This is a genomic window from Paenibacillus sp. sgz302191 (assembly GCF_057749925.1).
On sequence record NZ_JBYLHY010000019.1, the window covers coordinates 104,420 to 126,908 of the forward strand.

The following is a 22,489-nucleotide window of genomic DNA, read 5'->3' on the forward strand; positions in this document are numbered from 1 at the left end:
AGGAAAAGGGGAAGAATATGCCAGTTTTCGATCTACCTGTAGAAAAACTTTTCACCTATGAAGGACGCAATCCGCGGCCTGACGATTTCGATGCTTACTGGGACAGGGCGATTGCCGAAATGAAAGCGGTTGATCCGCAGGTTGAATTGCGCCCCAGCGAGTTTCAAACTCCTTTTGCAGATTGTTTCGAATTGTACTTCACGGGTGTAAGAGGGGCGCGGGTTCATGCCAAATATATTCGGCCCAAGTTTGTGGAGTCCCCGCATCCGGCTATTTTGCAATTCCACGGATATTGGGGCTCTTCAGGCGATTGGACGGAAAAGCTGGCGTACGCTGCGCTCGGGTTCTCCGTATTCGCTTTGGACTGCCGCGGACAGGGCGGTATTTCGGAGGATGCGGGCGGCGTGAAGGGCACGACGATCGGCGGGCATATTATCCGTGGAATTGACGATTCGCCTGACGATATGCTGTTCCGTCATATTTTTCTTGATACGGCGCAGCTCGCCGGAATCGCGATGGGGATGCCGGAGGTCGATCCGGATCGCGTAGGCGCCAGAGGCGGCTCGCAGGGCGGCGCGCTTACGATCGCTTGCGCGGCGCTGGAACCCCGCATTAAGCGGCTGACGCCGGTGTACCCTTTTCTCAGCGATTACCAGCGGGTGTGGGAAATGGATCTGGCCAAGGATGCGTATGCCGAGCTGAAGGATTACTTCCGCAGGCATGATCCGCAGCATAAGCGCGAGAATGAGATGTTTGCCAAGCTCGGCTATATCGATATTCAGCATCTCGCGAGCCGCATTCAGGGAGAGGTGCTTATGGGCGTCGGTCTCAGCGACACGGTCTGCCCGCCTTCCACACAGTTTGCGGCTTACAACAAAATAAAAGCGCCGAAGCAAATCGAGCTGTTCCCGGATTTTGGGCATGAGCATTTGCCGGGTTTTAACGATTTGGCGTTTGAATTTATGCAAAAGCTGTAAACCGGAGGCACATTCGCCATGAATGCGATTCAAAAAAGAATAGACGAACTCTATAGTTATGTGCCCGATAGGCAGCTCGCTCCTGCGGATTTGGCCGATTTTTGGGAGCGAACGTTGTCCGGCGAAACGGCTCGGGTGCCGTATACGCGAACGGTTGTCCGAACCCCGATGCAGGACGTGGAGGCGTATAAGGTCATTTACGAAGGCGATGCGCATACGCCGATTCATGCCTGGCATCTTGTTCCGTCGAAGGCGCTCGCCGAGCCGGCCCCCTGCTTGGTTATGTTCCACGGATACGGCGGATCGAAAGGCGAGCCCGAGGACTATGCGGCCTGGGTGCTGATGGGCTTCGCGGTGTTTGCCGTCGATGTGCGCGGGCAGAGCGGGGAAACCGGGAATGCACTGGCCAATACATACGGCATGGCAAAAGGGTGGATCACGCAGGGGATTATGGACCCGCATACCTGCTATTACAAAGCGCTGGCTATCGACGGAATCCGCGCAGTGCGCTGCGCCCGGGAGCAGCCCGGCGTCGATCCGGCCAGGATCATCGCGATGGGCGCCAGCCAGGGCGGCGGTCTGGCTTTGCTGACGGCTGCGCTGGAGCCGGGCGTCCATATGGCGGTTGCCGACATACCGAACATGTGCCGCTTCGATTTCGGGCTGCTCAACTCCACAGGATCGCTTACCGAAGCCGCCCAATTCGTCAGCCATAACCCGGAGCGGCTCGCGCCCGTGCTGGCGACGCTCAGCTATTTCGACATCGTTCATCTTGCCGACCGGATCACCGTTCCCGTATGGATGTCCGTCGGATTAAAAGATACCGTCTGCATGCCGGAAACGGTATTCGCCGCCTACAACGCGCTGGCCTCGGCCCACAAGCATTTGCATATCAATCCGTTTCTCGGGCATGAGCTGCCACGCGGCCATACTCGCCTTGTATATGATTTTATCCTTTCATTTATGACAAATTAATCTAAATATGACAATATGCATAACTAATAATTCAAGATTTGTGGTAAAATCCTCCTATCAAGCATAGGAGGATAAAACTATGGATTTACTTTACAATATCATCACATGGGTATTCAGTGGCATTGGTATAGCTATATTTGGTAGTAAAAGTAAAATCAAATTGGTATTCAATCCGTTTTCGATTATTACTAAACCGAAAGAAGAAGACTTATTTATTAGCAGTACAATAAAAACATTTAGACAAATCTTCTTACACATTTTCTTTGTCTTTTTTGCAACATGTTACTTCATGCTAATTACTGACATAGATAAATCGGAGAATTCTTCAAATATTCCCTTGCACATTGTGTTTAAATGGTGGTCTTATACTTTCTTCCTCGCATTTTTAGTCTTTCTTCTTATGCTCATTCTCATAAAAAAATTTAGAAATTTCTATTTTAAAAAACTAACGATTTCAATTAAGAGAAATAAAAATATTGCTCTCTACCTTTTTTTAGTAATAGTTGTATCTATGTTAGGTTATTTTATTTTACTTTCACTAATGTATGGAGTTCTTATTAATTCTTTTATTTTGGGTTTTGGTGAATCTCACAATCTAACGTCAGCATCCTCAATTAATTTAATATGGAGTTTGCCAAAAGAAGGATATAAAGAATTAGGTTTAATTATTCTCGCACTTTCGGTTGTATATTATTTGTTGTTGTTACCTTTGATTATACTGTTAAAACTGATATCAAGTTCAAAGGTAACTGCAACTATTAAGATGAAAAATGGTACTGTTTATTATGATAAGTATATTATCAATGGGGATATTGATGGTTTCTTATTGATAGCAGATGAAGATAATCCTTCTGCATATGGCAAACAGATGATTCCAAGGAAAAACATTGATGAGATTAAGTTTACAACTATATCAACAGCTTTTGGAAAAACAACAGTTCTTTCTTCTAAAGATTCATCTTTGATTTTGCTTCCACCCACATACAAAAAACGGTAATGATCGATTAACTGCCATTTTTGAATATTCGAATGCAAATCCATTTTCCATAGTTCACATAATTCATATGCTCGTTTGAACACTTTTTCTTTACTGGCATTAGTATCCGGTAATTCAATAGTTGGGAGCAAAGTATCTTCAAAAACAGTCTCGATGATTACACTAAAGCTATTGTCATGCTTGATAAGTGATAGTTGGTAAGCATATCCGATCCAATTTATAGATTAGACAAGATCCCGCTGCTGAAGCGGGTTCTTTTTTTTCAGTAACCTTTCAGGGAACATTCAAGGGAGATTAAGCTGCAGTTTCTTTATTGTTCATAAAAGAGGATTATTATTGCAGTTGTAACAGAAAATGAAACAGTGGATTGGAAAGGCGGAGAGTATCATGAAAGCAACAAACAACCATAACGGACTGACTAAGGACGCGAAAAAGAAACGGAAGCAAATCATCGGCTCACTGTTGCTTATAACGGCTTTGCTGAGCGGCTGCTCGACGGCGCAAACGGCGAACTCCAGCTCGGCCCAAGAGGCGGGCGGCAATCAATCGCAGGCTCAATCGACGCAAGCCCCATCGTCTACGCAGACGCCGGATCAGACAGCGCAAAATCAGGTATCGCAAGGCCAGACGCAGAATGCGGCGAAATCGGGCGCGAATCAAAAAGATTTTCAAATGATGAGGACGTTCCGTTCCCTGATCATGATGGATAAGGCGGATGGATTGACCATCACCAAAGATCAGGCGGTGCAAATGATCCCCGTCGTGCAGGAGAGTATTTCGAGCGGCGAATTAACGTCGGATAACAAAACGAAACTGCTCAGCGGGCTTACCGATGCCCAGAAAAAATATTTGGATGACGCCGCTGCAAAAGAGCCTATGAGACAAGGCGGCAATGGAGGGGGAAGCGGAAACGATGGCAAGGGCGGCTCCGGTACGCGTCCTTCATCTGCTCCGGACGCTGCAGGTTCTGCTGCAGGCTCACCTCCTGCTTCGCCTCCGGTTGCGCCATCCGGAGATCAAAAGCCAATGGACGGCGGCGGTCAAATGCCTCAAGGCCAAGGCGGACCGGGAGGAGCAGGCGGCGGCCAAGGCATGCAGCAATCCGGTCAGCAATTACTCGAACTGCTGCAATCGAAAACAAAGTAACCGACGCGATTCCAGCAAAACGAATCGCATTACCGATGAGACCAAATGGTCTCATTTTTAGGTACGCCCGGCTAATGAGGTGCAGCCGGTCGACCGCCGCCATGCAGCTTGCGGTGCGCGTATGTATGCGGTGAGGGACTGCATGACTAGTCGGCTGCATGGCTCGCACGACCCCGTCCTCCGACTGGCCGCCTGCACTCACATGCGAAAGCCCCCCATGCCGCTGGGCGGCACCCATGAAGCCGAAATTAGTACATCGCTAGTTATTTTAAGGTTTAGTGCAGGCTGTCGAGAAAAACGTACATGATTGGAGAAGCACATCCTTATTAACGTGTAGAAAACTTGCATAAATCAAACTGTTGATAGAGTGACGGGGGAGAGGAACCGGAGGGGGCAGGCGCCCTTTTTAAACCCATGCCTCTTCTGACGAGTTTAGTAGCTGAAGTAGTTGACACCTCCTGAACGGGATGAGTAGCTGAAGTAAGTGACACCTCCAACACGGGATTAGTAGCTGAAGTAGTTGACACCTCTCCTGTTTGGGATGAGTAGCTGAAGTAGGTGACACCTCCTCTACGGGTTGAGTAGCTGAAAAAGGTCACGCCGCTCCTGTGCGGGTTGAGTAGCTGAAGTGGGGGACACAAGGCGACTTGGTAGGGAAAAACCTGCGAAAGTGCAGGCTTTTTCTGTAATAATGGTTCATTTTGGCGAAAAGCCTGCGATTGTGCAGGAATTTTCGAAGAAATTGAGCCAGAGCCCATGTTCGCGGCGAAAAGCCTGCACAATTGCAGGAATATTGCGCAGCCGGCGTATCAACCGAGGAAAACCTGCACTTTTGCAGGTTTTCTTCGCGCAATCAGGCAAATTGTACGCCAGGTTCCGGCAAGTGGGTTTCTGCGCAGCCTGCAAAAGTGTAGCATTCTTGGCGGTAGCGGCCGGTTCAGAGTGAAAGCCTGCACAAGTACAGGAATGCCCCGCGCGCGGGCATCCGGGAGCGGCTTTCTGCGCGGGGGCCCGTGCCGCACCGCGCGCAGCTCCCGGCGCGCGGTGTTTTCGCTGCATGACGGCGGTCGGTCGCAAGCAAGCGACCGCGCCGTTCGGCTCATTCGTCGGAGTGGCGCTCGCTTTTGGAGTCGTTGAGCCGGTCGAGCACTAATTGCACCGCGATGGCGTCGTCCAAATAGCCCAGAGGAAAGACGTAGTCCGGGATAATGTCGGCCGACAAAACGAAATAAAGCAAGGCGCTGCCGACGATAGCGCGCTTTTCCGGCAAAGTCTCTTCCTCGCAAAAGAGGCGGTACATCTGCTTCAGCTCGTCGATGAACGGTCCGGCGCCGTTGACGCTTGCAACCTTTTCGGGGAAATCTTCGACGATGATTTGTCTTCCTTCCTCCGTCAGGGCATATTTCTCGTATTTGCTCAGCTCTTTGCGGACGAGCTCTTCGGTAAACTGGGTGTCGATTAAATTGGACGACTGCAAAATTTTTTGAATATTGCTTACGGATGCAAAAATATCCGAATGCCGCTCGACCTGCGGGATGCCGATATCGAACCCGGCAGCTTGAAAAAGCTCCGCAGTCGGCACGCCGAGATGGAAAGCGAACGTTTCCAGATGGTCGAGCTTCGCCTTTTGTTTTCCGTTAATAATCCGCGAAATGGTGGCCGTATCGATCCCGGTCAGCGCGCTCAGCTTGCGCATGGAATAGGAACGCGCCTTCAGCAAAGAGGTGAGTGTGCTGCCCAGAGACGGCTCCGGTCGTTCCAAATGGTTATCAGTCATCCGATATCCTCACTCCTTTTGAGCGATGTTGAAATAATCTCAACACATTTTGATTTGGAAAAGCACTTTTTTGCAGGTTGATCAATACGCTAACTGTAAACAGTGTTGAGGAGTGGAACGACTATGACAGCAGGGCTTTTGATCTTGGGTTTTGCGATTTCATCGAGTCTGGACAATTTGGGCGTCGGCATTTCTTACGGGGTTCGCGGCATCCGCATCCGGTATATGGCGAACACCGTTATAGCCGTCATTTGTTTTTTGTTCAGTATGACCGGAATTTTGGCCGGCCACTGGCTTTCCCGAATTCTTCCCGGGCTGCTGCCGGTTCTGGTTGGCGCATTTCTTATGATCATTATCGGAATTCGCATCATTTTGCTGGCGGTACCGCGTAAAGGGCAGCGCCTGTCCGAGGATTCCGATGAGGAAGTTTCCGGCGCAAGCTCGATACAAACGATTTTGAAAAATCCCGAAAAGGCGGACATCGATCGATCCGGCGAAATCGGCATCGGCGAGGCAGTGATTCTGGGGGTGGCGCTCTCCGCGAATGCCGTTACGAACGGATTGGGAGCAGGGCTGCTGGGCCTATCTCCGCTGGCTATTTCCATAACGGCCGCAATCGGCAGCTTCGTTACGGTCTGGTTCGGCGTCGCGCTTGGCCGAAAAGTGGCCGGGATTCGCATCGGCAAGTTCACCGTCGGCCAGTTCGGCACGATTTTGAGCGGATTCTTGCTGCTGCTGATTGCTTTCGGCTCCTTTTTTGGCTGATGCGCATAAGAGTGCCCGTATTTATTTATTGTACGTGAGCCCATGCCGGATATGACAGAAGCGCCGCCGAATCTCCGGATTTTCCAAGTGAATATTGACAACGCCAAGTATCGATAGTAATATCCAAGTGTGGTGCATAATGCTCTAATGATAGCTGCCCGGAGCTCTCTCTTTTCAGGGAGAGCTTTTTTGTGTTTGTATAGTCCATTTATCGGGTTTGGAGGAGACAGTGATGGAAGCCGTATACCGAAACGAAGTGCTTATCGTTGAAGACGATGACCATATCCGGCGTTTTGTGGCGATTCATTTGGACAGATCCGGGTTTCAGGTCGCCGAAGCCGCATCGGGAGAAATGGCTATGAGAAGCCTTGCCGCAAGCCGGCCCGACGTCGTCGTGCTGGACATCATGCTGCCGGATACGGACGGTTTTGAGTTTTGCAAAAAACTAAGAGAAATCGACCCGGACATCGCCATCGTTTTTTTGACTGCCAGGACGCAGGATTTGGACAAGATCAAAGGTCTTGAACTGGGGGCCGACGATTACGTCGTCAAACCTTTTAATCCGCTGGAGCTTGCAGCAAGAATCAAAACCGTATTGCGCCGCACCCGAAAATCGGCGGGACCGCCGCATAGAAAAATACTCCAATCAGGCTCGATCCGGCTTGATCTGGATGCCAACAAGTTATTCAAAGACGGCTGTCCCATTGAAGCGACACCGAAGGAATTTCAAATGCTCAAAGCGTTTTTGCAAAATCCTGATAAAGCATTGTCCAGAAATGAGCTGTTGAACCTGATTTGGGGAGAAGATTTTGTGGGCGATACGAAAACTGTTGATGTCCACGTCCGAAAGCTCAGGGAAAAAATTGAAGACGATTGCTCCAGCCCCCGGCTGATCGAAACGGTGTGGGGCCTCGGGTACAGGTGGCGAAAGGAGGTTTGAACGGTTGGGCATCCAAAAAAGGCTTGTAGGCAGTTACCTCGCCGTCATTTTGATTACAGTTGCAATTCTGGAATTTTTTCTGATTGCTTTGGTCAATTATTACTATTATCACAATGTGGAACGCATCCTGTCGAAGCAAGCGGAACTGTCCGCTTCTTTTTTTCATCAATATTTTGCAGGCGAGGATTTAGCGCAGCAATCGGAAAGGCTGCTCAGCGGATTTGCCCACCATTCATCCGCTCAAGTCCAGATTATCGGTTCGTCCGGCCAACTGCTGCAAGACTCAACGGGACAACACATAGGCGAAAATATAATCGGGTACCCGGATGTGAAAGAAGCGTGCAGCGGAAAGGAAGGAACCTGGAGGGGATACGAGCCGTCCACGCATGAAGCGATACTAGCCGTATCGTACCCTTTGCAGACGAAGGATGCTACCGTAGGGGCGGTCAGGTTCGTGACCTCTTTAACCGAAACGGCGGAAGCGGTCAAGCAAATTTCCGCCGTCTTTATTTCCGTCGGTTTTATCGTCGTAGCCATTGTCGCCTTTCTGGGCATCCCCCTGTCGAGAACCATTACCGGCTCCATAACCGAGCTGAAGCTGGCGGCCGAACAAATGGCCGAAGGCGATTTTACCGTCCGGGCCCGCAAACGGTACCGGGACGAGCTGGGGACGCTGGCGGACACATTCAATTCGATGGCGGCAAAAATAGGGCAAAACGAGCAGCTCAAAAACGACTTCATTTCATCGGTATCGCATGAGCTTCGAACGCCGCTGACGTCCATCAAAGGCTGGGTCGTCATCTTGAATTCGACGCCAGGTGAAGACAGGAACATGCTTCAAGAAGGGCTCGAAATTATCGAGACGGAGACGGACAGGTTAACTCGGCTTGTCGACGAATTGCTTGATTTTTCCAAATTGGATAACGGACGAATTTTGCTGCACTGTACCCCGCTCCATATCCCGGAACTGCTGCGTCATTTAGGAAAACAGCTCGCCCCAAGAGCCGCCAGGCAGAGCATTTCGCTGGAAGTGCATGCCAACGATACGCTTCCGCTCATTCAAGCCGACGAAAATCGGTTGAAGCAAGTGCTGATCAACTTGTTGGACAACTCGCTGAAATTTACGGAGCCCGGCGGCGTCATTACAATGCGAGCTTCCTCAGCCCAGGAACAGATCGTCATTACTGTGGAAGATACGGGGGTGGGTATTGCGGAGCACGATTTGGCGAATGTTTTCCAAAAGTTTTACAAAGGAAACCGGCATGCTGCCGGAAGCGGTCTGGGATTATCGATTGCCGATCAGATCGTCCGATTGCATCGCGGGGAAATGAAAATAAGCAGCAGGCCGGGAATGGGAACGAAAGTCGACATTTATCTCCCAAAGTGAAAAGGAAAAATTTTAACTTTTTCATAACCTTTTATATTCCGCAAAAATATAAAATAAAGTCGTACAATGACAGGCAGGGAGCCAAATAAGATGATGTTTAGCAGACGGATTTGTACATTGCTTGCTGCAGCTTCGCTGTTGTGGATCAGCGGATGCGGGATGCCTGCCGCTCCCGTGGATGTCATTCAATCCCCGGTCTCGGAAGCGAATGCCGCAAAAGACAGTTTCAGTGCGATGCTCCGAACGTTGCTGCCTGACGGAGCCCGGCTGTTAGCCTCGGAACACCCGAATGACCGCGAACGCGTTACATTCGGAGATGTGGACGGAGACGGGATCGATGAAGCTGTGGTCGTATACGAAGAGAACGTCGTTAACGACAAAATACTAAAGGCGGCGCTGTTGAAACAGCGCAATAATGAGTGGCGCATCGTCTGGGATACGAAAGGGTTCGGTTACGGCCTGGATTATGTCGGGTTTTCGGACGTTACGAAAGACGGCCGCCCCGAGATTATGCTCGGATGGTCCATGGGCGCAGGCGAGAATGGGCTTGATATTTATGAATGGAAAAACAATACATTGGAATTGTGGAGCAAGCAGCGGTATCAGGGAAAGTTGCAATTGGATAAAATCCCCGGAAACATGTGACATATGCCCGGTGAATTAGGGGGTTTGCGAATTGAAAGGCACATTGCGGGGGCGTCCGGATTTTCTGCTTCTATTTTCAACCGTCGTGCTGGTCGGCTTCGGTCTTGTTATGATATTCAGCGCCAGTTCGCCCAAAGCTGCCTTGATGCAAGAGAGCGCCTGGTACTACGCTTCGAAACAAGGTATTTTCGCCGCCGCAGGATTATTCATCATGCTTGTTTGTATGAGCCTTCCTTTTTCAATATGGAAAAAAGCCGGACCTTATATGCTGCTTGTTTCGTTGATCCTGCTTGTGCTCGTATTAATCGGGGGAACGAACATTAACGGCGCGAAAAGATGGTTCGTTATGGGAGGTCTTAATTTTCAACCGACTGAATTTACCAAATTGGCCGTCTGCGTGTACGTATCGGCTTTAATCAGCAGAAAGGGAGAGAAGGTCAAGTCGTTCATAAAAGGGCTGCTCCCCATACTCATTATGGTTAGTCTGGTTCTGATTCTTGTCATGAAGCAGCCTGATTTCGGCACCGCGCTAATTTTGGCTTCTATTGCAGGTACGATTATTGTGGCCGGCGGCATCGCATTGCGCCATCTTTTTGTGCTTGCTCTGGGGCTCGTGCCGGTCTTTGTTTACCTGGCCGGCAGCAAAAGCTATCGGCTGAAGCGGCTCAACTCTTTCTTAAATCCGTTCGATAACCAGTCCGATTCCGGGTATCAGCTCATTCAGTCGCTTTACGCTTTAGGTCATGGCGGGCTTACGGGAACGGGACTCGGGCTAAGCATCCAGAAGCAGTTCTATTTGCCGGAAGCGCACACGGATTTTATTTTTGCCGTTATCGGCGAGGAATTGGGGCTTGTCGGCACGACGCTGCTTTTGATCGTATTTTTTATTTTTTTCTGGCGCTGTTTTATTACCGCAGTTCAAAGCGACGATCCGTTTGGAATTTTGCTGGGTATAGGATTGGTAGCGATGATATTTATTCAATTTTGTCTCAATCTTGGGGCCGTTACGGGCAGTCTGCCGGTTACGGGCGTTCCGCTTCCCTTTATCAGCTATGGCGGCTCGTCCCTGATTTTGTGCATGGCAAGCGTCGGCATTTTGCTAAGCATATCCCGGGATAACAATCGAAGGCGAAGAGAAGCCGGCATGCATTCGCAGGTGACCGCAAGTTAAATACGGGTAAGAGGAGAGGAAGCATGGATTTTTTTCAAACCGTCATTTTTGCTATTATTCAAGGAATTACCGAACTGTTTCCGGTCAGCAGCGTAGCGCATGGAGTCTTGACCCCGTATGTGTTTCGCTGGAATCTGGATCCCGAATTTTTGAAGGAGCATTTTTTGCCTTATGTCGTTATGCTGCATTTGGGAACGGCTGTGGCGCTGCTTCTCTTTTTCAGCCGTGACTGGATTCACATGCTGAAATCGTTATTTTCGGGAGGACCTTCCCGGTTCAAAAAGACTCTTTTGCTCGTCATCGTTGGAACGGTGCCTGCAGCCGTAATCGGCCTGCTGCTTGAAAAAACGTTGAGACACCTTTTCAGCAGCGTCACCAGTGCGGCGATTTTTCTTATCGTCAACGGCGTCCTGCTTTATCTCGGAGAGAAAATGTCGGGGAAGGGAAGCAAAGAGATCGAAGATTTGAGCGCAGGACAAGCCTTTGTGATCGGATTGTTCCAGTCGTTAGCGCTTGTTCCCGGTTTTTCGAGATCCGGGTCCAGTATGATTGCCGGCTTTTGGATGGGGCTCAAGCACGAGGCTTCCGCGCGTTTTTCGATGCTTTTGGCGACTCCGGTTATCGTTGGCGCAAGCATATTGGAAGTGCCGAAACTGAAGTCGGGCATGCACGGCCTGCTCGGAATGTCGATCATCGGCGGCATCCTGTCGGGGGTGTTTGCTCTGCTGGCCGTCTGGGCTCTAATGAAATGGGTTAAAAAACATGAAATTCAGGCGATGAGGCCTTTTGCTTATTATTGCTGGATCGTGGGAGCAGTCATACTTGTAACGATCTATGCGTTTTGAATTGACTATACGAAGTTCGTCCCAATAAATGAAGCCGCCGGATGATTGAACATGATCCGGCGGCTTTTTCATGCGTGCTGCCGGCCATTCGCTCAAGCCTTCGGGGGGCGGGTCGAAGCGCGGATGAGCATTTCGGACGGAAGCATAATTTTTCGGTTCGCGAGGACGGATTCGTTCTCGATGCGCTCGATCAGCAGTTGCATGCCCATGGAGCCGAACTGATACGCCGGCTGCGATGCGACCGTCAGGAACGGATTGATCGCGTCCGCCCGGCCGAAGTCGTCGAAGCAGCAGACGGAGATGTCGTCCGGCACCCGGAAGCCGCGTTCCCGCAGCGACTTGATCGCGCCGACGGCGAGCAAATTGTTCGCCGCAAATATGGCGGTCGGCGGCGACGGCTGCCTGAGCAGGAAATCGAGCGCGCTTTCGTCCTGAAAATCGCGGTAATTGACATGGACGACGAGCGTCTCGTCCAGCGGAATGCCGTTTAAGGCGTGCGCCTCCTTATAACCGGCGTACCGCAGCCGGGCCGTGGACACGTCCGGCGAGCCGTTAATCAGGGCGATGCGGCGATGCCCCAGCGCGAGCAGGTGCTCGACCAGCTTTCTGGCGCCTTCCTTGCTGTCGCCGAGAACGATGTCCGCTTCGATGCCGGGCACCTCCCGGTCGAGAATGACGAAGGGGATGCGATGTTTTTGCAGCTGCCGCAAATGTTCAAGCGAGCGGTCTCCCGTGGGCGCAAACAGCACGCCGTCGACCCTTGTGGACAAAATCATGTCCACGTAATCTTTTTCTTTGGCGTAATCCTCGTCACTGTTGCCGAACAGCAGCTTGTAGCCCGACCGTTTGGCGGCATCCTCGGCCCCGCGGGCGATCGTCGTATAGAAGGGATTGGTAATATCCGTAATGAGCAGCGATAAAATTTTGGTCTTTTGCAAAACGAGGCTGCGCGCCATCGAATTCGGAATGTAGTTCAGCTCATCCATGACTTTGCGCACCCGTTTTCTCGTCGCTTCGCTAATTCTCCCGGAGTTATTGATAACTCTCGAAACCGTCATGGCGGATACGCCTGCTTTTTCCGCGATATCATAGATTGTAATCAAGTGCAGTCACCTTTCCGTCGCATACTATTCGTCTATTGTATAAAAGAAAACCATTGACAGCAAGCCGTTTCGCTGCTAATTTTGAGTTATCGGTAACATGAATGAATTGAGGAGGCGTCGAATATGTTAAAAGGTATACCTTCCATCCTTTCTCCCGAACTGCTCAAAGTGTTGATGGAGATGGGGCATGGAGACGAAATTGTGATCGCGGACGGGAATTTTCCCGCGGCCAGCCATGCGAAGCGGCTGCTGCGCTGCGACGGACACGGGGTTCCCGAGCTGCTGGAGGCGATTCTCGCCTTGTTCCCGCTCGACACGTACAGCGAGTACCCTGTAGCGCTTATGCAGGTTGTTCCGGGCGACCCCGTGGAGACACCGATTTGGGACGCGTATCGGGAGATCATCGGCAAGCACGCGCAGCCGGCCATTGAGCAGGTGGAGCGCTTCGCGTTCTATGAGCGGGCGAAGCGGGCGTATGCGATTGCGGCTACAAGCGAAAGCGCTTTATATGCCAACATTATTTTGAAAAAAGGCGTTATTTCCGGTTGATCAGGATTATCGATAACTCTAAGGAGGCTGCAAGTATGGCACATGCAAACCCGGATTACAGATGGAGGCAAGGCTTTCCGAAAATCGGCATCAGGCCGACGATTGACGGCAGAAGAAAAGGGGTGCGCGAATCGCTGGAGGCCCAGACGATGAATATGGCGAAAGCGGTTGCAGCGCTGCTCGGAGAGACGCTGAAATATCCGAACGGCGAGCCTGTGGAATGCGTCATCGCCGATACGTGCATCGGCGGCGTCGCCGAGGCTGCGGCGGCAGCGGAGAAGTTCGCCAGGAGCGGAGTCGGCGTGTCCATCACCGTGACGCCCTGCTGGTGCTACGGCACGGAGACGATGGACATGGACCCGTCGACGCCGAAGGCGATCTGGGGCTTCAACGGCACCGAGCGCCCTGGTGCGGTTTATTTGGCCGCGGTGCTGTCCGGCCATGCGCAGAAAGGCATTCCCGCGTTCGGCATCTATGGCGAGGACGTGCAGGACGCCGGAACGACGGATATTCCGCAGGACGTGCGGGAGAAGCTGATCCGATTTGCCAGGGCGGGCCTTGCGGCCGCGTACATGAAGGGCAAATCGTATTTGTCCGTCGGCTCCGTATCGATGGGCATCGCCGGCTCCATCGTGAACGAGGAGCTGTTCCAGAATTATCTCGGCATGCGCAACGAATATGTCGATATGTCGGAGCTCGTGCGCCGCATCGATGAAGAGATTTTCGACCCGCAGGAGTATGAGCTTGCGCTGAGCTGGGTCAAAGAAAACTGCAAGGAAGGCCCGGACAACAACCCGCCCGAAATTCGCACGACCCGCGAGAAAAAAGACCGCGACTGGGAAACCGTCGTGAAAATGACGCTGATCGTCCGCGACCTGATGGCCGGCAATCCGAAGCTGGCGGGGCTTGGGTTCGGCGAAGAGGCGCTCGGACATAACGCGATTTTGTCCGGCTTCCAGGGCCAGCGCCAGTGGACCGACCACTTCCCGAACGGCGACTTCCTCGAAGCGGTGCTGAACACGTCGTTTGACTGGAACGGCAAGCGCGCGCCTTATTTGGTCGCGACGGAAAATGACAGCCTGAACGGCGTGGCGATGCTGTTCGGCCATTTGCTGACGAACACGGCGCAAATTTTCGCCGACGTCAGAACGTACTGGAGTCCCGACGCGGTGAAGCGCGTGACCGGGCATACGCTGACGGGCACCGCGAAGGACGGCATCCTGCATTTGATCAACTCCGGCCCTGCCGCGCTGGACGGAACGGGCGAGCAGTCGCGGGACGGCAAGCCGGCGATGAAGCCTTACTGGGAAATTACCGACGAGGAAGCGGAGCGCTGTCTGCAAGCTACGTCGTGGCGGCCTGCGGCCGTCGAATATTTCCGCGGCGGCGGTTACTCGACGGATTTCCTGACCCGCGGCGGCATGCCTGTGACGATGTCCCGGATCAATCTGGTCAAGGGACTCGGGCCGGTGCTTCAACTGGCGGAAGGCTATACGGTCGTACTGCCGGAGGACGTGCACGACACGCTCGACCTGCGCACCGATTCGACGTGGCCGACGACGTGGTTTGCGCCGATTTTGACCGGCAGCGGCTCGTTCACGGATGTGTACTCGGTGATGGATAACTGGGGCTCGAACCACGGAGCGATCAGCTTCGGGCATATCGGCGCCGATCTGATCACGCTGGCCGCCATTTTGCGCATTCCCGTCTCGATGCACAATGTGGCCGAGAAGCGCATTTTCCGCCCGCGCGTATGGAGCAGCTTCGGCACGCTTGACAAGGAAAGCGCCGATTTCCGGGCTTGCAGCACATTCGGGCCGCTGTACAAATAACGAGGTGAGCTTCGATGGGGAACCAAAGCTTGAATATGCTGGCCGTCGATTTCGGCGCCGGCAGCGGCAGGACGATTTTGGGGCGGTGGGACGGTGCGAAGCTGAGCGTCGAAGACATTCACCGCTTCGCTAATGAGCCGGTACAGCTCGGGGGCAGCCTGTACTGGGATTTTCTCCGGCTTTTTCACGAATGTAAAAAAGGGATTCATGCTTTCAAGCAGCACGCCTCCGGCAGTCCGGCGTCGATCGCCGTAGATACGTGGGGCGTCGATTACGGGTTCGTGGACGGCAAGGGCAGGTTGTTTGGGAATCCCTACCATTACAGGGATGCGCGCAATCAACGGGCGATGGAGGAGCTGCTGCCCGTCCTGCCCGCAGCGGAGCTTTACCGGCGAACAGGCATTCAGCCGTTATCATTTAATACGATTTTTCAGCTGTACGCCTGGTCGAAGGAGCGCTCACCCGCTGCCCGGGAGGATGGCGTCAAGCTGCTGCTCATGCCGGATTTGTTCCGCTTTTTTTTATCCGGTGAGCGTTCTGCGGAATACACGATCGCCAGCACGACCGGGCTGCTGGACCCCGTCCGCAGACAATGGGATGAAGAATTGCTTGGGCGGCTGGGGATTCCCGTCTCCCTGCTGGCGCACATCGTGATGCCCGGTACACCCGAAGGAGCTTTGCGCAAGGAAATCACCGAAGAATTGCAGCTGACACCGTTCCCCGTCGTTGCGACCGCTTCCCACGATACGGCGTCGGCCGTCGTGTCGATTCCGTCGCTGCAGGACGGCTACGCTTTTATAAGCTGCGGCACCTGGTCGCTCATGGGCGTGGAAATCGACGAGCCGATTTTAACCGCGGACAGTTTGCGCCTCGGCTTCACCAACGAGGGCGGAGCGGAAGGGAAAATCCGCCTGCTCAAAAACATCATGGGCCTCTGGCTGCTGCAGGAATGCAGAAGGCAGTGGGAGCAGGAGGGCGAGCCGCTCACCTACGCCGAGATGCAGGAAATGGCGAAGCGGGAGCGCGGGCGGCAAAGCTACGTCGACCCCGAGGACCCGGTATTTCTCGCCCCGGGCGGCATGTCGGACCGCATCCGCAGCTTTTGCGCGCAAACCGCGCAGACCGTGCCGCAGACGAAGTCCGAGCTGATCCGCTGCGTCGTCGAAAGTCTGGCCATGAAGTTCAGGCAGACGCTGGATGAACTCGAGCTGCTCACCGGCAGGAAGCCGACCTGCATTCATATCGTCGGCGGAGGCATACAGAACCGCCTGCTTTGCCGGCTAACCGCCGATATTACCGGGAAAACGGTCATCGCGGGTCCGGTTGAAGCTACGGCCGTCGGCAACGTCATGATGCAGGCCAAAGCGCACGGCGAGGTGCGCAGCCTAGAGGACATCCGGCAGGTCGTGTTGGATTCGTTTCCTCCGGAGACGTTTGTTCCGCAGCATCAGGATGAGTGGCAGGACGCTTACGAGACTTACAGGCGGGTTATCGAACAGAAAGCGCGAAGGGGCTGAGGCGACATGTCAGAGAGGAAGACGAGAGAAGAACTAACGAAATATGCGCGCAAAAGCGTGGCCAAAGGGCTGGTCGTCGGGCCGGGCGGCAACATCAGCGCGAGGTACGAGGATGTGATGTACCTCTCGCCCAGCGGCTTCGCGCTCGAAGATATCGAACCGGAGCAGTGGGTGCCGGTCAACATTGCGACAGGGGACATTTTGGACGCTTCGTTCCGCCCTTCTTCCGAGGTGCTGCTGCACCTGTTTTGCTACCGGGCGAACCCGGACATCCGGGCGATCGTGCACACGCATCCGGCTTACTGCATTGCCCTGACGCTCGTCGACAACGAGCTGCCGATGCTGTTTCCCGACCAGGCGGCGCTTGTAGGGGATGTCGCTTTTGTCCCCTACGTCGTGCCGACGACGGATAAGCTGGCGAATCTGGTGGCGGCCAAAGCCGACGCCTACAGCGCGATTTTGCTCAACAACCACGGGCTCGTGACAACGGGCAAAAACTTGCGCGAAGCGTACTACCGCACCGAGGTGATGGAAGAGAGCGCGAAGGTGTACCTGATCGCCAAATCGGTCGGTCAGCCGAGACGGTTGACGGAGGAAGAGTACAAGGAAATCCAGGGGCTGGAAAGCGAGGCGTACCGCGTTCAGCTTTTGCAAAATATGAAATAGCTGCGCTTGCGACATTCATTGAGGGCTAGGGGAGGCTTCTGGGCGCGCGCCTCCCCCGGTTCAGGTCGTGGAGCTGCACAACTGGGCAGGAAGCAGCTTTCGCACCACGCGCAGCTCCCAGCGCGCGGTGCGAAAGCTGCATGACGGCGGTCGGTCGACCACTTGCTAGGGAGAAAACCTGCGAAAGTGCAGGCTTTTCTTCTGGAATTGGCCCATTTTGGTGAAAAACATGCAAAAGTGCAGGAATTTTCGCTGAAAGTGAGTATAAGTCCATGCGTTCGCTGGAAAAGCCTGCACTTTTGCAGGAATTGTTCGTGGACAGTGATTAAGGCCGCAAATTCATGTATTTTTGCAGGTTTTCTGCGTACAGCCGGACAGTTTAAAGCTATTTCCTCTAACGTGGGGGTTATTCAACAGGCTGACTATCGCATATTTTCCACATATTCCCAAGCGAAGGTTAGTGGTGGGGGGAATTGTAAATCGACTAAGTGAGAAATTGAATTAATCGCCTTTTCCGGGCGGTTTTTTGGTTTCAATTTACCGGGCCGGGCCGCCGATCCCAAAAGGTGCCCGGTTTTTTCGCATGCCCCGGCTTTTGCGCGTTCCGTTTACAGCCTCTCCGGTTATTGCCGCTGCCGGTAAAGCTTGGGCGATACGCCGGTGAACTTTTTGAACGCTTTCGAGAACGAGAACAGGTCGGGGTAGCCTACGGACTGCGCGATTTCCGTCAGCGTATAGGCGGTTTGCGCCAGCAGCAGCTTGGCTTCTTCCATTTTCAGCTGCTGGATGTAGCGGATCGGCGTGATGCCGAACGTTTTGGTGAACTGTTTGGTAAAATGCGTGCGCTCCACGCCGACGTACTCGGAGACGCGCTCGACCGTGATGCCTTCCGCGTAATGGATCTGCATGTATTCGAGCCCTTTTTGCACCCAGGACACCGGACGGCTGTCGCCGGCAGCGGCAGGGGAGGCGCGTCCGGCAAGTTCATCGAATACGCGCAGAAACTGAATAAGTCTTGCCATGTCCGAATGGCTGTGTTCCGGGCCGCTGACCAGACGGATAAATTCCCGCATCAGCTCGATCGCTTTCCCGGTGGACATGCCGGAAATGTGCGGCGATTGCGGTCTGAGCCCGGCGCGTCCCAGCAGATGAAGCGCTTGTTGGCCGTCGAAGGCGACAAAAATTTTGCGCAGCGGGTCGTCGGCATCGGTGAAATATTCGTGGGTCACTTGCGGGAACAAGCAAAACACATCGTTTTTGCCGAGCCGGTACGTTTGGTTGTTTTGAATGAACGTGCCCTGGCCGTCCAAGACGAAGATCAGATAATAGTAGGGAGTCGTCCTGGGCCCGATATGATAGTTCGGCTTGGCGATGTTGTGCCCGAGGCGGATCGGCCAGGCGGAGCCGGATTTTTCGAATTCGGAAGGCGTAAAAAAGTAGATTTCCAAATATTCATGATGATCCTCGCGCATTGGGACTCTCATGCGGCACACCTCTTTTTACCATGTTTTCTTTTTCGAATGAGAAACGATTATTTTGATTATACACGATGGAACCCACAAAATGACAAATAAAGAAGAACGCGAAATGACATTGACCTGTGAGGAATATCACTGCTATGATACAAATACGAATAAATCCCACTAAGTTTGTGGGGTATCGACCAGACAGCTGGAGAACCGGCAATGAGCGCTCATTGTCGTTTTTATCGCTTTTATATCCAATTAAGTGCATGGGAATAATTAAAATAATCCATTCGACAGGAGAGCCTGAGATGAGCATTCATGACGATATTCAATTCGGCTGGTTTTTGCCGACGTCCGGAGACGGCCGGTACGTGGGTGTCGCCCCCGAGCGGGAAGCGACGATCGATTATTTGATTCAGGTAGCGCAAACGGCGGAACGGTCCGGCTTTGAGTTTGCTTTAATTCCGACGGGGGGCGCTTGTCTGGACGCCTGGGTGGTCGGCTCCGCCGTAATGAGCCATACGCGGACGCTGCGCCCGCTTGTCGCGGTGCGCCCGGGGCTCGTAGCGCCCGTGCTGGCGGCGCGCATGGCGGCGGCGCTGGATGTACTGTCCGGCGGCCGGGCGATGATCAACGTCGTCACCGGCAGCTCGGTGCAGGATCTGGAGGAGCTCGGCGATCCGCTGGCGCATGAACATGACGAGCGGTACGTCCGGGCCGGCGAGTATATGGAGGTCATGCGCCAGGCCTGGACGCATTCCGACGGTCTGGCGGCCTCGGAATTTGCGGAACACGGTGCGGACACCGGCGATGCCCGGGTTGCTCAGGCTCCTTTTCAAGGCAAGTACTACCGCTTTAACCGCCCCGTCAGTTCGCCGCAAACGGTGCAAAAGCCGCATCCGCCCTTTTACCTGGGAGGCAGCTCGCCGATTGCCAAAAGGGCGGCGGTCGAATACGCCGATACGTATCTCATGTGGGGGGAGCCGCACGATTGGATCGGAGAGCAGATCCGCGAAATCGAAGCGATCCGGGCCGCATACCGCGAGGAAAGCGGCATCGACAGACAGCTGCGCTACGGGCTTAGGGCGCAAGTGCTGATTCGCGACACCGAGGAGGAAGCGTGGGCGGCGGCGTGGGAGTCCATCAGCAAAGTGTCGCCGGAGGCGTCGCGCAAGGCGCAGGAGGCTTTCGCCCAAACCGATGCGACGAACCAGCGGAGGCAGAACGAGCTGCGCGAGCTTTCCAAGAACGAACGTTTCGTCGTCGGGCCGAATCTGTGGACGGGCTTGTCGCTCGTCCGTTCGGGCGGAGCCATTCTCATCGTCGGCACCGGCGAACAGGTGGCTGACCGCTTGATTGAATACGCCGAGCTTGGCGTGTCCACGTTTATTTTGTCCGGCTACCCTCACCTGGAGGAAGCGGACAACTTCGGCAGGGAAGTGCTGCCGGTATTCCGGGAAAAATGGCGGCAAAAAACCGCGCATCATACGTAAACCGATAACAATGACAAGATCAAGGGGGCATTATCCATGAAACATAGACAGTTTGGCACGACGATCACTTCGCTTGTGCTTGCGGCCGCTTTAACGGCTTGCGGCAGCGCGGGCACATCGCAGTCATCCCCGGCTGCTGCGGGAGGCAGCGGTTCTCCCGGTCCGGCGGCCGCCGAGGCGGCTCCTTCCGGCAAGCCGGTGACGATCAGCTTCATCCATTGGCGCGGCGAGGATGTCAATTCGCTGAACGGCATCATCGACAAGTTCCAGCAGGAAAATCCGAACATCAAGGTTGAGATGCAGACGATGCCTTCCGACCAGTATCAGTCGACCGCGCAGGCCAAATTGGCGGACGGCTCTGTGGGCGACGTATTTACGTCTTTTCCTGGGGCGCAGTTCCAGGCGCTGGCGAAAGCGGGGCTTTTTACGGATTTATCCGGCGAAAAGTGGCTGGCGAGCTTCAACGAACCGCTTGTCGAGGCGGGCAAAAAAGACGGCAAACAGCTTGCGGTGCCGTATCAGCTCGTATACAACGATCCCATCTACAATGTAAAACTGTTTGAAAAATATAACCTGACCCCGCCCAAAGACTGGGAAGGCTTCCTGGCGCTTTGCGAAACGCTCAAATCCAAAGGAATCATCCCGATCGCCTTTGCCGGAGCGGATATCGGACCCGGGCAGTTCATGAACGCGATGGTGATGAACAACGAGCCGAGCACGGATATTTTCACCAAAGTGGAAGCCGGGCAAGCGAAGCTTACGGACGATTGGTGGGTGAAGACGCTCAGCCAGTTCAAGGAACTAAGCGACAAAGGCTACTTCCAGCCTAACGCGCTGGGCACGAAGGATGCGGCTGCCGGCGCGCTGTTCATCCAGGAAAAAGCGGCGATTTTGGCCAGCGGCTCCTATCAGCTTGCGCAAAACAAAAAGCAAAACCCGAATCTGGAGCAAAAGCTGCTCGCTCCGATCACCGTGCCGGCCGATCAGGCCAAATTTGAAGGCATTCATACGAGCACGTTTATGCTGGCCGTGAACAGCAAATCGAAACACCCGCAGGAAGCGAAGAAATTAGTGGAATTTTTGAGCAAAAAAGAGATCGCCGGGCAATACGCCAATGAAACCGGGCAAAATGTGACGGTCAAGGACGTTCAATACTCCAGTCCGGAGCTTCAGGTCGCCACCGGGTGGGCCGGCAAAAAAACGCTTTTCCAGCCGCGTTTTACGATTACGAATGCGGACAATCAAAAGGCTGTGACCAATTCCATTCAAGCGGTGCTCAGCGGCAAATCGCCACAAGATGCGGCTAAGGAAGCGCAGGCCATTGTCGATCAGCACATCGGTAAATAAGATGAAGCGGGGCCGTTACACGCTGTGGCTGTTTCTGCTTCCCGGCACACTGCTCTATGCGGCGCTTTTCGCCTGGCCGACAGTTACGGGATTGTTGTACTCCTTCACCGATTGGGACGGCGTGTCGCCGTCCTATCGCCTTGTCGGCCTGAGCAATTATGCGGATACGCTGCACAGCATCGTGTTTCAAAAAGCGCTGCTCAACAACGTCAAATTCATGCTGGCCGTCGTCGTCTGCCAGACCGCGCTTTCGCTGGTTCTTGCGCTGCTGCTCGCGAAAAACGGCAAAATAAATGTGTTTCTCCGGGCTTTGTATTTCTTTCCGGCGATTCTTTCGTCCGTCTCGGTCGGCCTCATCTGGTCTTTTATGTACGATCCCTCGATAGGGCTTATCAATGTGGCGCTGCAGGAGTCGGGGCTCGGCGCATGGAGCCAGAATTGGACGGGAGGCGTTCATATCGCCCTGTACTCGATTGCGGCGGTGCAGGTATGGGCGCATGCGGGGCAGATGATGATCGTATTCGTTGCCGGTCTGCACGGCATCCCGGAGGAGCTGTACGAAGCGGCCCGGATGGACGGCGGCGGCAGGTGGCAGGTGTTCCGCCGTGTCACATGGCCGCTGCTGGCGCCTTCGGCGACGATCGTGGTCGCCTATACGACGATTCAGTCGTTTAAAGCTTTTGACCTCATTTTTACGATGACGGACGGGGGGCCGAACTATGCGACGGAAATTTTGACGACGTATATTTATCACTCCGCGTTTGCCGGTTATGCTTTCGGACCCGCATCCGCAGGGTCGGTTCTGTTTCTGATTTTGCTGTCCGCGCTGACGGCTTTGCAGTTTAAAGCGCTGCGTGCGGACCGGGTTTCGTATTAAGTGAAGAGGAAGAT

Annotated in this window: 20 protein-coding genes; 17 read left to right on the forward strand and 3 right to left on the reverse strand. The window is 53.6% G+C overall.

What is annotated here, in order from left to right; translation table 11 throughout:
* Nucleotides 1-17 precede the first annotated feature (17 nt).
* The 4 genes from AC3G2T_RS24415 (at nt 18) to AC3G2T_RS24430 (ending at nt 4,095) form a co-directional block, all read left to right on the forward strand.
* Entirely contained in the window at nt 18-977 is a 960-nt protein-coding gene (locus AC3G2T_RS24415; protein WP_488437206.1) for an acetylxylan esterase, read from the forward strand.
* An 18-nt stretch (nt 978-995) separates the two neighbouring features.
* Nucleotides 996-1,952 carry an acetylxylan esterase gene (locus AC3G2T_RS24420; protein WP_488437207.1) on the forward strand — a complete coding sequence of 319 codons (957 nt, stop codon included), beginning with the start codon at nt 996-998 and terminating at the stop codon, nt 1,950-1,952.
* 79 nt (nt 1,953-2,031) lie between these two features.
* Nucleotides 2,032-2,949 carry a hypothetical protein gene (locus AC3G2T_RS24425; RefSeq protein WP_488437208.1) on the forward strand — a complete coding sequence of 306 codons (918 nt, stop codon included), beginning with the start codon at nt 2,032-2,034 and terminating at the stop codon, nt 2,947-2,949.
* 387 nt (nt 2,950-3,336) lie between these two features.
* Nucleotides 3,337-4,095 carry a hypothetical protein gene (locus AC3G2T_RS24430; protein ID WP_488437209.1) on the forward strand — a complete coding sequence of 253 codons (759 nt, stop codon included), beginning with the start codon at nt 3,337-3,339 and terminating at the stop codon, nt 4,093-4,095.
* A gap of 1,099 nt (nt 4,096-5,194) precedes the next feature.
* Here AC3G2T_RS24430 and AC3G2T_RS24435 read toward each other — a convergent pair.
* A complete protein-coding gene (locus tag AC3G2T_RS24435; protein ID WP_488437210.1) occupies nt 5,195-5,872 on the reverse strand; it encodes a DUF1232 domain-containing protein in 678 nt (225 codons plus the stop codon).
* 123 nt (nt 5,873-5,995) lie between these two features.
* On the opposite strand from AC3G2T_RS24435, the gene ytaF reads away from it, so the two are divergent.
* From ytaF to AC3G2T_RS24465, 6 genes are all read left to right on the forward strand, one after another.
* Complete coding sequence (gene ytaF / locus AC3G2T_RS24440; RefSeq protein ID WP_488437211.1) at nt 5,996-6,637, forward strand: sporulation membrane protein YtaF; 642 nt, start codon at nt 5,996-5,998, stop codon at nt 6,635-6,637.
* Nucleotides 6,638-6,869: 232 nt separating this feature from the next.
* On the forward strand, nt 6,870-7,577 hold the full coding sequence (locus AC3G2T_RS24445) for a response regulator transcription factor (protein ID WP_474683326.1): 708 nt from the start codon (nt 6,870-6,872) through the stop codon (nt 7,575-7,577).
* 4 nt (nt 7,578-7,581) lie between these two features.
* Nucleotides 7,582-8,964, forward strand: coding sequence for a sensor histidine kinase (locus tag AC3G2T_RS24450; RefSeq protein WP_488437212.1), 1,383 nt, complete (start codon nt 7,582-7,584; stop codon nt 8,962-8,964).
* Between the two features lie 90 nt (nt 8,965-9,054).
* The gene (locus tag AC3G2T_RS24455) at nt 9,055-9,609 is read left to right on the forward strand and encodes a hypothetical protein (protein ID WP_474683328.1); all 555 of its coding nucleotides are present in this window, start codon (nt 9,055-9,057) and stop codon (nt 9,607-9,609) included.
* 31 nt (nt 9,610-9,640) lie between these two features.
* Nucleotides 9,641-10,780: a putative lipid II flippase FtsW gene (gene ftsW, locus AC3G2T_RS24460; RefSeq protein WP_474683329.1), complete on the forward strand. Its 1,140-nt coding sequence runs from the start codon at nt 9,641-9,643 to the stop codon at nt 10,778-10,780.
* A 23-nt stretch (nt 10,781-10,803) separates the two neighbouring features.
* Nucleotides 10,804-11,625, forward strand: coding sequence for an undecaprenyl-diphosphate phosphatase (locus AC3G2T_RS24465; protein ID WP_474683330.1), 822 nt, complete (start codon nt 10,804-10,806; stop codon nt 11,623-11,625).
* A gap of 92 nt (nt 11,626-11,717) precedes the next feature.
* On the opposite strand, the gene AC3G2T_RS24470 is transcribed toward AC3G2T_RS24465, so the two are convergent.
* A complete protein-coding gene (locus tag AC3G2T_RS24470; protein WP_474683331.1) occupies nt 11,718-12,728 on the reverse strand; it encodes a LacI family DNA-binding transcriptional regulator in 1,011 nt (336 codons plus the stop codon).
* 123 nt (nt 12,729-12,851) lie between these two features.
* On the opposite strand from AC3G2T_RS24470, the gene fucU reads away from it, so the two are divergent.
* From fucU to AC3G2T_RS24490, 4 genes are read left to right on the forward strand one after another with little or no spacing between them, the layout of a single operon-like run.
* Complete coding sequence (gene fucU / locus AC3G2T_RS24475) at nt 12,852-13,277, forward strand: L-fucose mutarotase (RefSeq protein WP_488437213.1); 426 nt, start codon at nt 12,852-12,854, stop codon at nt 13,275-13,277.
* A gap of 35 nt (nt 13,278-13,312) precedes the next feature.
* The gene (locus AC3G2T_RS24480; RefSeq protein WP_488437214.1) at nt 13,313-15,109 is read left to right on the forward strand and encodes an L-fucose isomerase; all 1,797 of its coding nucleotides are present in this window, start codon (nt 13,313-13,315) and stop codon (nt 15,107-15,109) included.
* A gap of 14 nt (nt 15,110-15,123) precedes the next feature.
* Nucleotides 15,124-16,626, forward strand: a complete 1,503-nt coding sequence (locus AC3G2T_RS24485) for a rhamnulokinase (RefSeq protein WP_488437215.1) — start codon at nt 15,124-15,126, stop codon at nt 16,624-16,626.
* 6 nt (nt 16,627-16,632) lie between these two features.
* The gene (locus tag AC3G2T_RS24490; protein ID WP_488437216.1) at nt 16,633-17,292 is read left to right on the forward strand and encodes a class II aldolase/adducin family protein; all 660 of its coding nucleotides are present in this window, start codon (nt 16,633-16,635) and stop codon (nt 17,290-17,292) included.
* 623 nt (nt 17,293-17,915) lie between these two features.
* Here the strand turns inward: AC3G2T_RS24490 and AC3G2T_RS24495 are convergent.
* Nucleotides 17,916-18,776, reverse strand: a complete 861-nt coding sequence (locus AC3G2T_RS24495) for an AraC family transcriptional regulator (protein WP_488437217.1) — start codon at nt 18,774-18,776, stop codon at nt 17,916-17,918.
* A 290-nt stretch (nt 18,777-19,066) separates the two neighbouring features.
* Here AC3G2T_RS24495 and AC3G2T_RS24500 point away from each other — a divergent pair, with 290 nt between their 5' ends.
* Genes AC3G2T_RS24500 through AC3G2T_RS24510 form a run of 3 tightly spaced genes read left to right on the forward strand, consistent with a single transcriptional unit; the run spans nt 19,067 to nt 22,475 of the window.
* Nucleotides 19,067-20,251, forward strand: a complete 1,185-nt coding sequence (locus tag AC3G2T_RS24500; protein WP_488437218.1) for an LLM class flavin-dependent oxidoreductase — start codon at nt 19,067-19,069, stop codon at nt 20,249-20,251.
* 36 nt (nt 20,252-20,287) lie between these two features.
* Nucleotides 20,288-21,598: an ABC transporter substrate-binding protein gene (locus tag AC3G2T_RS24505; protein WP_488437219.1), complete on the forward strand. Its 1,311-nt coding sequence runs from the start codon at nt 20,288-20,290 to the stop codon at nt 21,596-21,598.
* Between the two features lies 1 nt (nt 21,599).
* Nucleotides 21,600-22,475, forward strand: coding sequence for a carbohydrate ABC transporter permease (locus AC3G2T_RS24510; RefSeq protein ID WP_474683460.1), 876 nt, complete (start codon nt 21,600-21,602; stop codon nt 22,473-22,475).
* The last annotated feature ends 14 nt before the right edge of the window (nt 22,476-22,489 follow it).

Bases quoted from the DNA above. Each gene is read 5' to 3' on its own strand.
- AC3G2T_RS24415 (WP_488437206.1), top strand. From the start codon at position 18: ATGCCAGTTTTCGATCTACCTGTAGAAAAACTTTTCACCTATGAAGGA.
- AC3G2T_RS24420 (WP_488437207.1), top strand. From the start codon at position 996: ATGAATGCGATTCAAAAAAGAATAGACGAACTCTATAGTTATGTGCCC.
- AC3G2T_RS24425 (WP_488437208.1), top strand. From the start codon at position 2,032: ATGGATTTACTTTACAATATCATCACATGGGTATTCAGTGGCATTGGT.
- AC3G2T_RS24430 (WP_488437209.1), top strand. From the start codon at position 3,337: ATGAAAGCAACAAACAACCATAACGGACTGACTAAGGACGCGAAAAAG.
- AC3G2T_RS24435 (WP_488437210.1), bottom strand. From the start codon at position 5,872: ATGACTGATAACCATTTGGAACGACCGGAGCCGTCTCTGGGCAGCACA.
- ytaF (WP_488437211.1), top strand. From the start codon at position 5,996: ATGACAGCAGGGCTTTTGATCTTGGGTTTTGCGATTTCATCGAGTCTG.
- AC3G2T_RS24445 (WP_474683326.1), top strand. From the start codon at position 6,870: ATGGAAGCCGTATACCGAAACGAAGTGCTTATCGTTGAAGACGATGAC.
- AC3G2T_RS24455 (WP_474683328.1), top strand. From the start codon at position 9,055: ATGATGTTTAGCAGACGGATTTGTACATTGCTTGCTGCAGCTTCGCTG.
- AC3G2T_RS24465 (WP_474683330.1), top strand. From the start codon at position 10,804: ATGGATTTTTTTCAAACCGTCATTTTTGCTATTATTCAAGGAATTACC.
- fucU (WP_488437213.1), top strand. From the start codon at position 12,852: ATGTTAAAAGGTATACCTTCCATCCTTTCTCCCGAACTGCTCAAAGTG.
- AC3G2T_RS24480 (WP_488437214.1), top strand. From the start codon at position 13,313: ATGGCACATGCAAACCCGGATTACAGATGGAGGCAAGGCTTTCCGAAA.
- AC3G2T_RS24485 (WP_488437215.1), top strand. From the start codon at position 15,124: ATGGGGAACCAAAGCTTGAATATGCTGGCCGTCGATTTCGGCGCCGGC.
- AC3G2T_RS24490 (WP_488437216.1), top strand. From the start codon at position 16,633: ATGTCAGAGAGGAAGACGAGAGAAGAACTAACGAAATATGCGCGCAAA.
- AC3G2T_RS24495 (WP_488437217.1), bottom strand. From the start codon at position 18,776: ATGAGAGTCCCAATGCGCGAGGATCATCATGAATATTTGGAAATCTAC.
- AC3G2T_RS24500 (WP_488437218.1), top strand. From the start codon at position 19,067: ATGAGCATTCATGACGATATTCAATTCGGCTGGTTTTTGCCGACGTCC.
- AC3G2T_RS24505 (WP_488437219.1), top strand. From the start codon at position 20,288: ATGAAACATAGACAGTTTGGCACGACGATCACTTCGCTTGTGCTTGCG.
- AC3G2T_RS24510 (WP_474683460.1), top strand. From the start codon at position 21,600: ATGAAGCGGGGCCGTTACACGCTGTGGCTGTTTCTGCTTCCCGGCACA.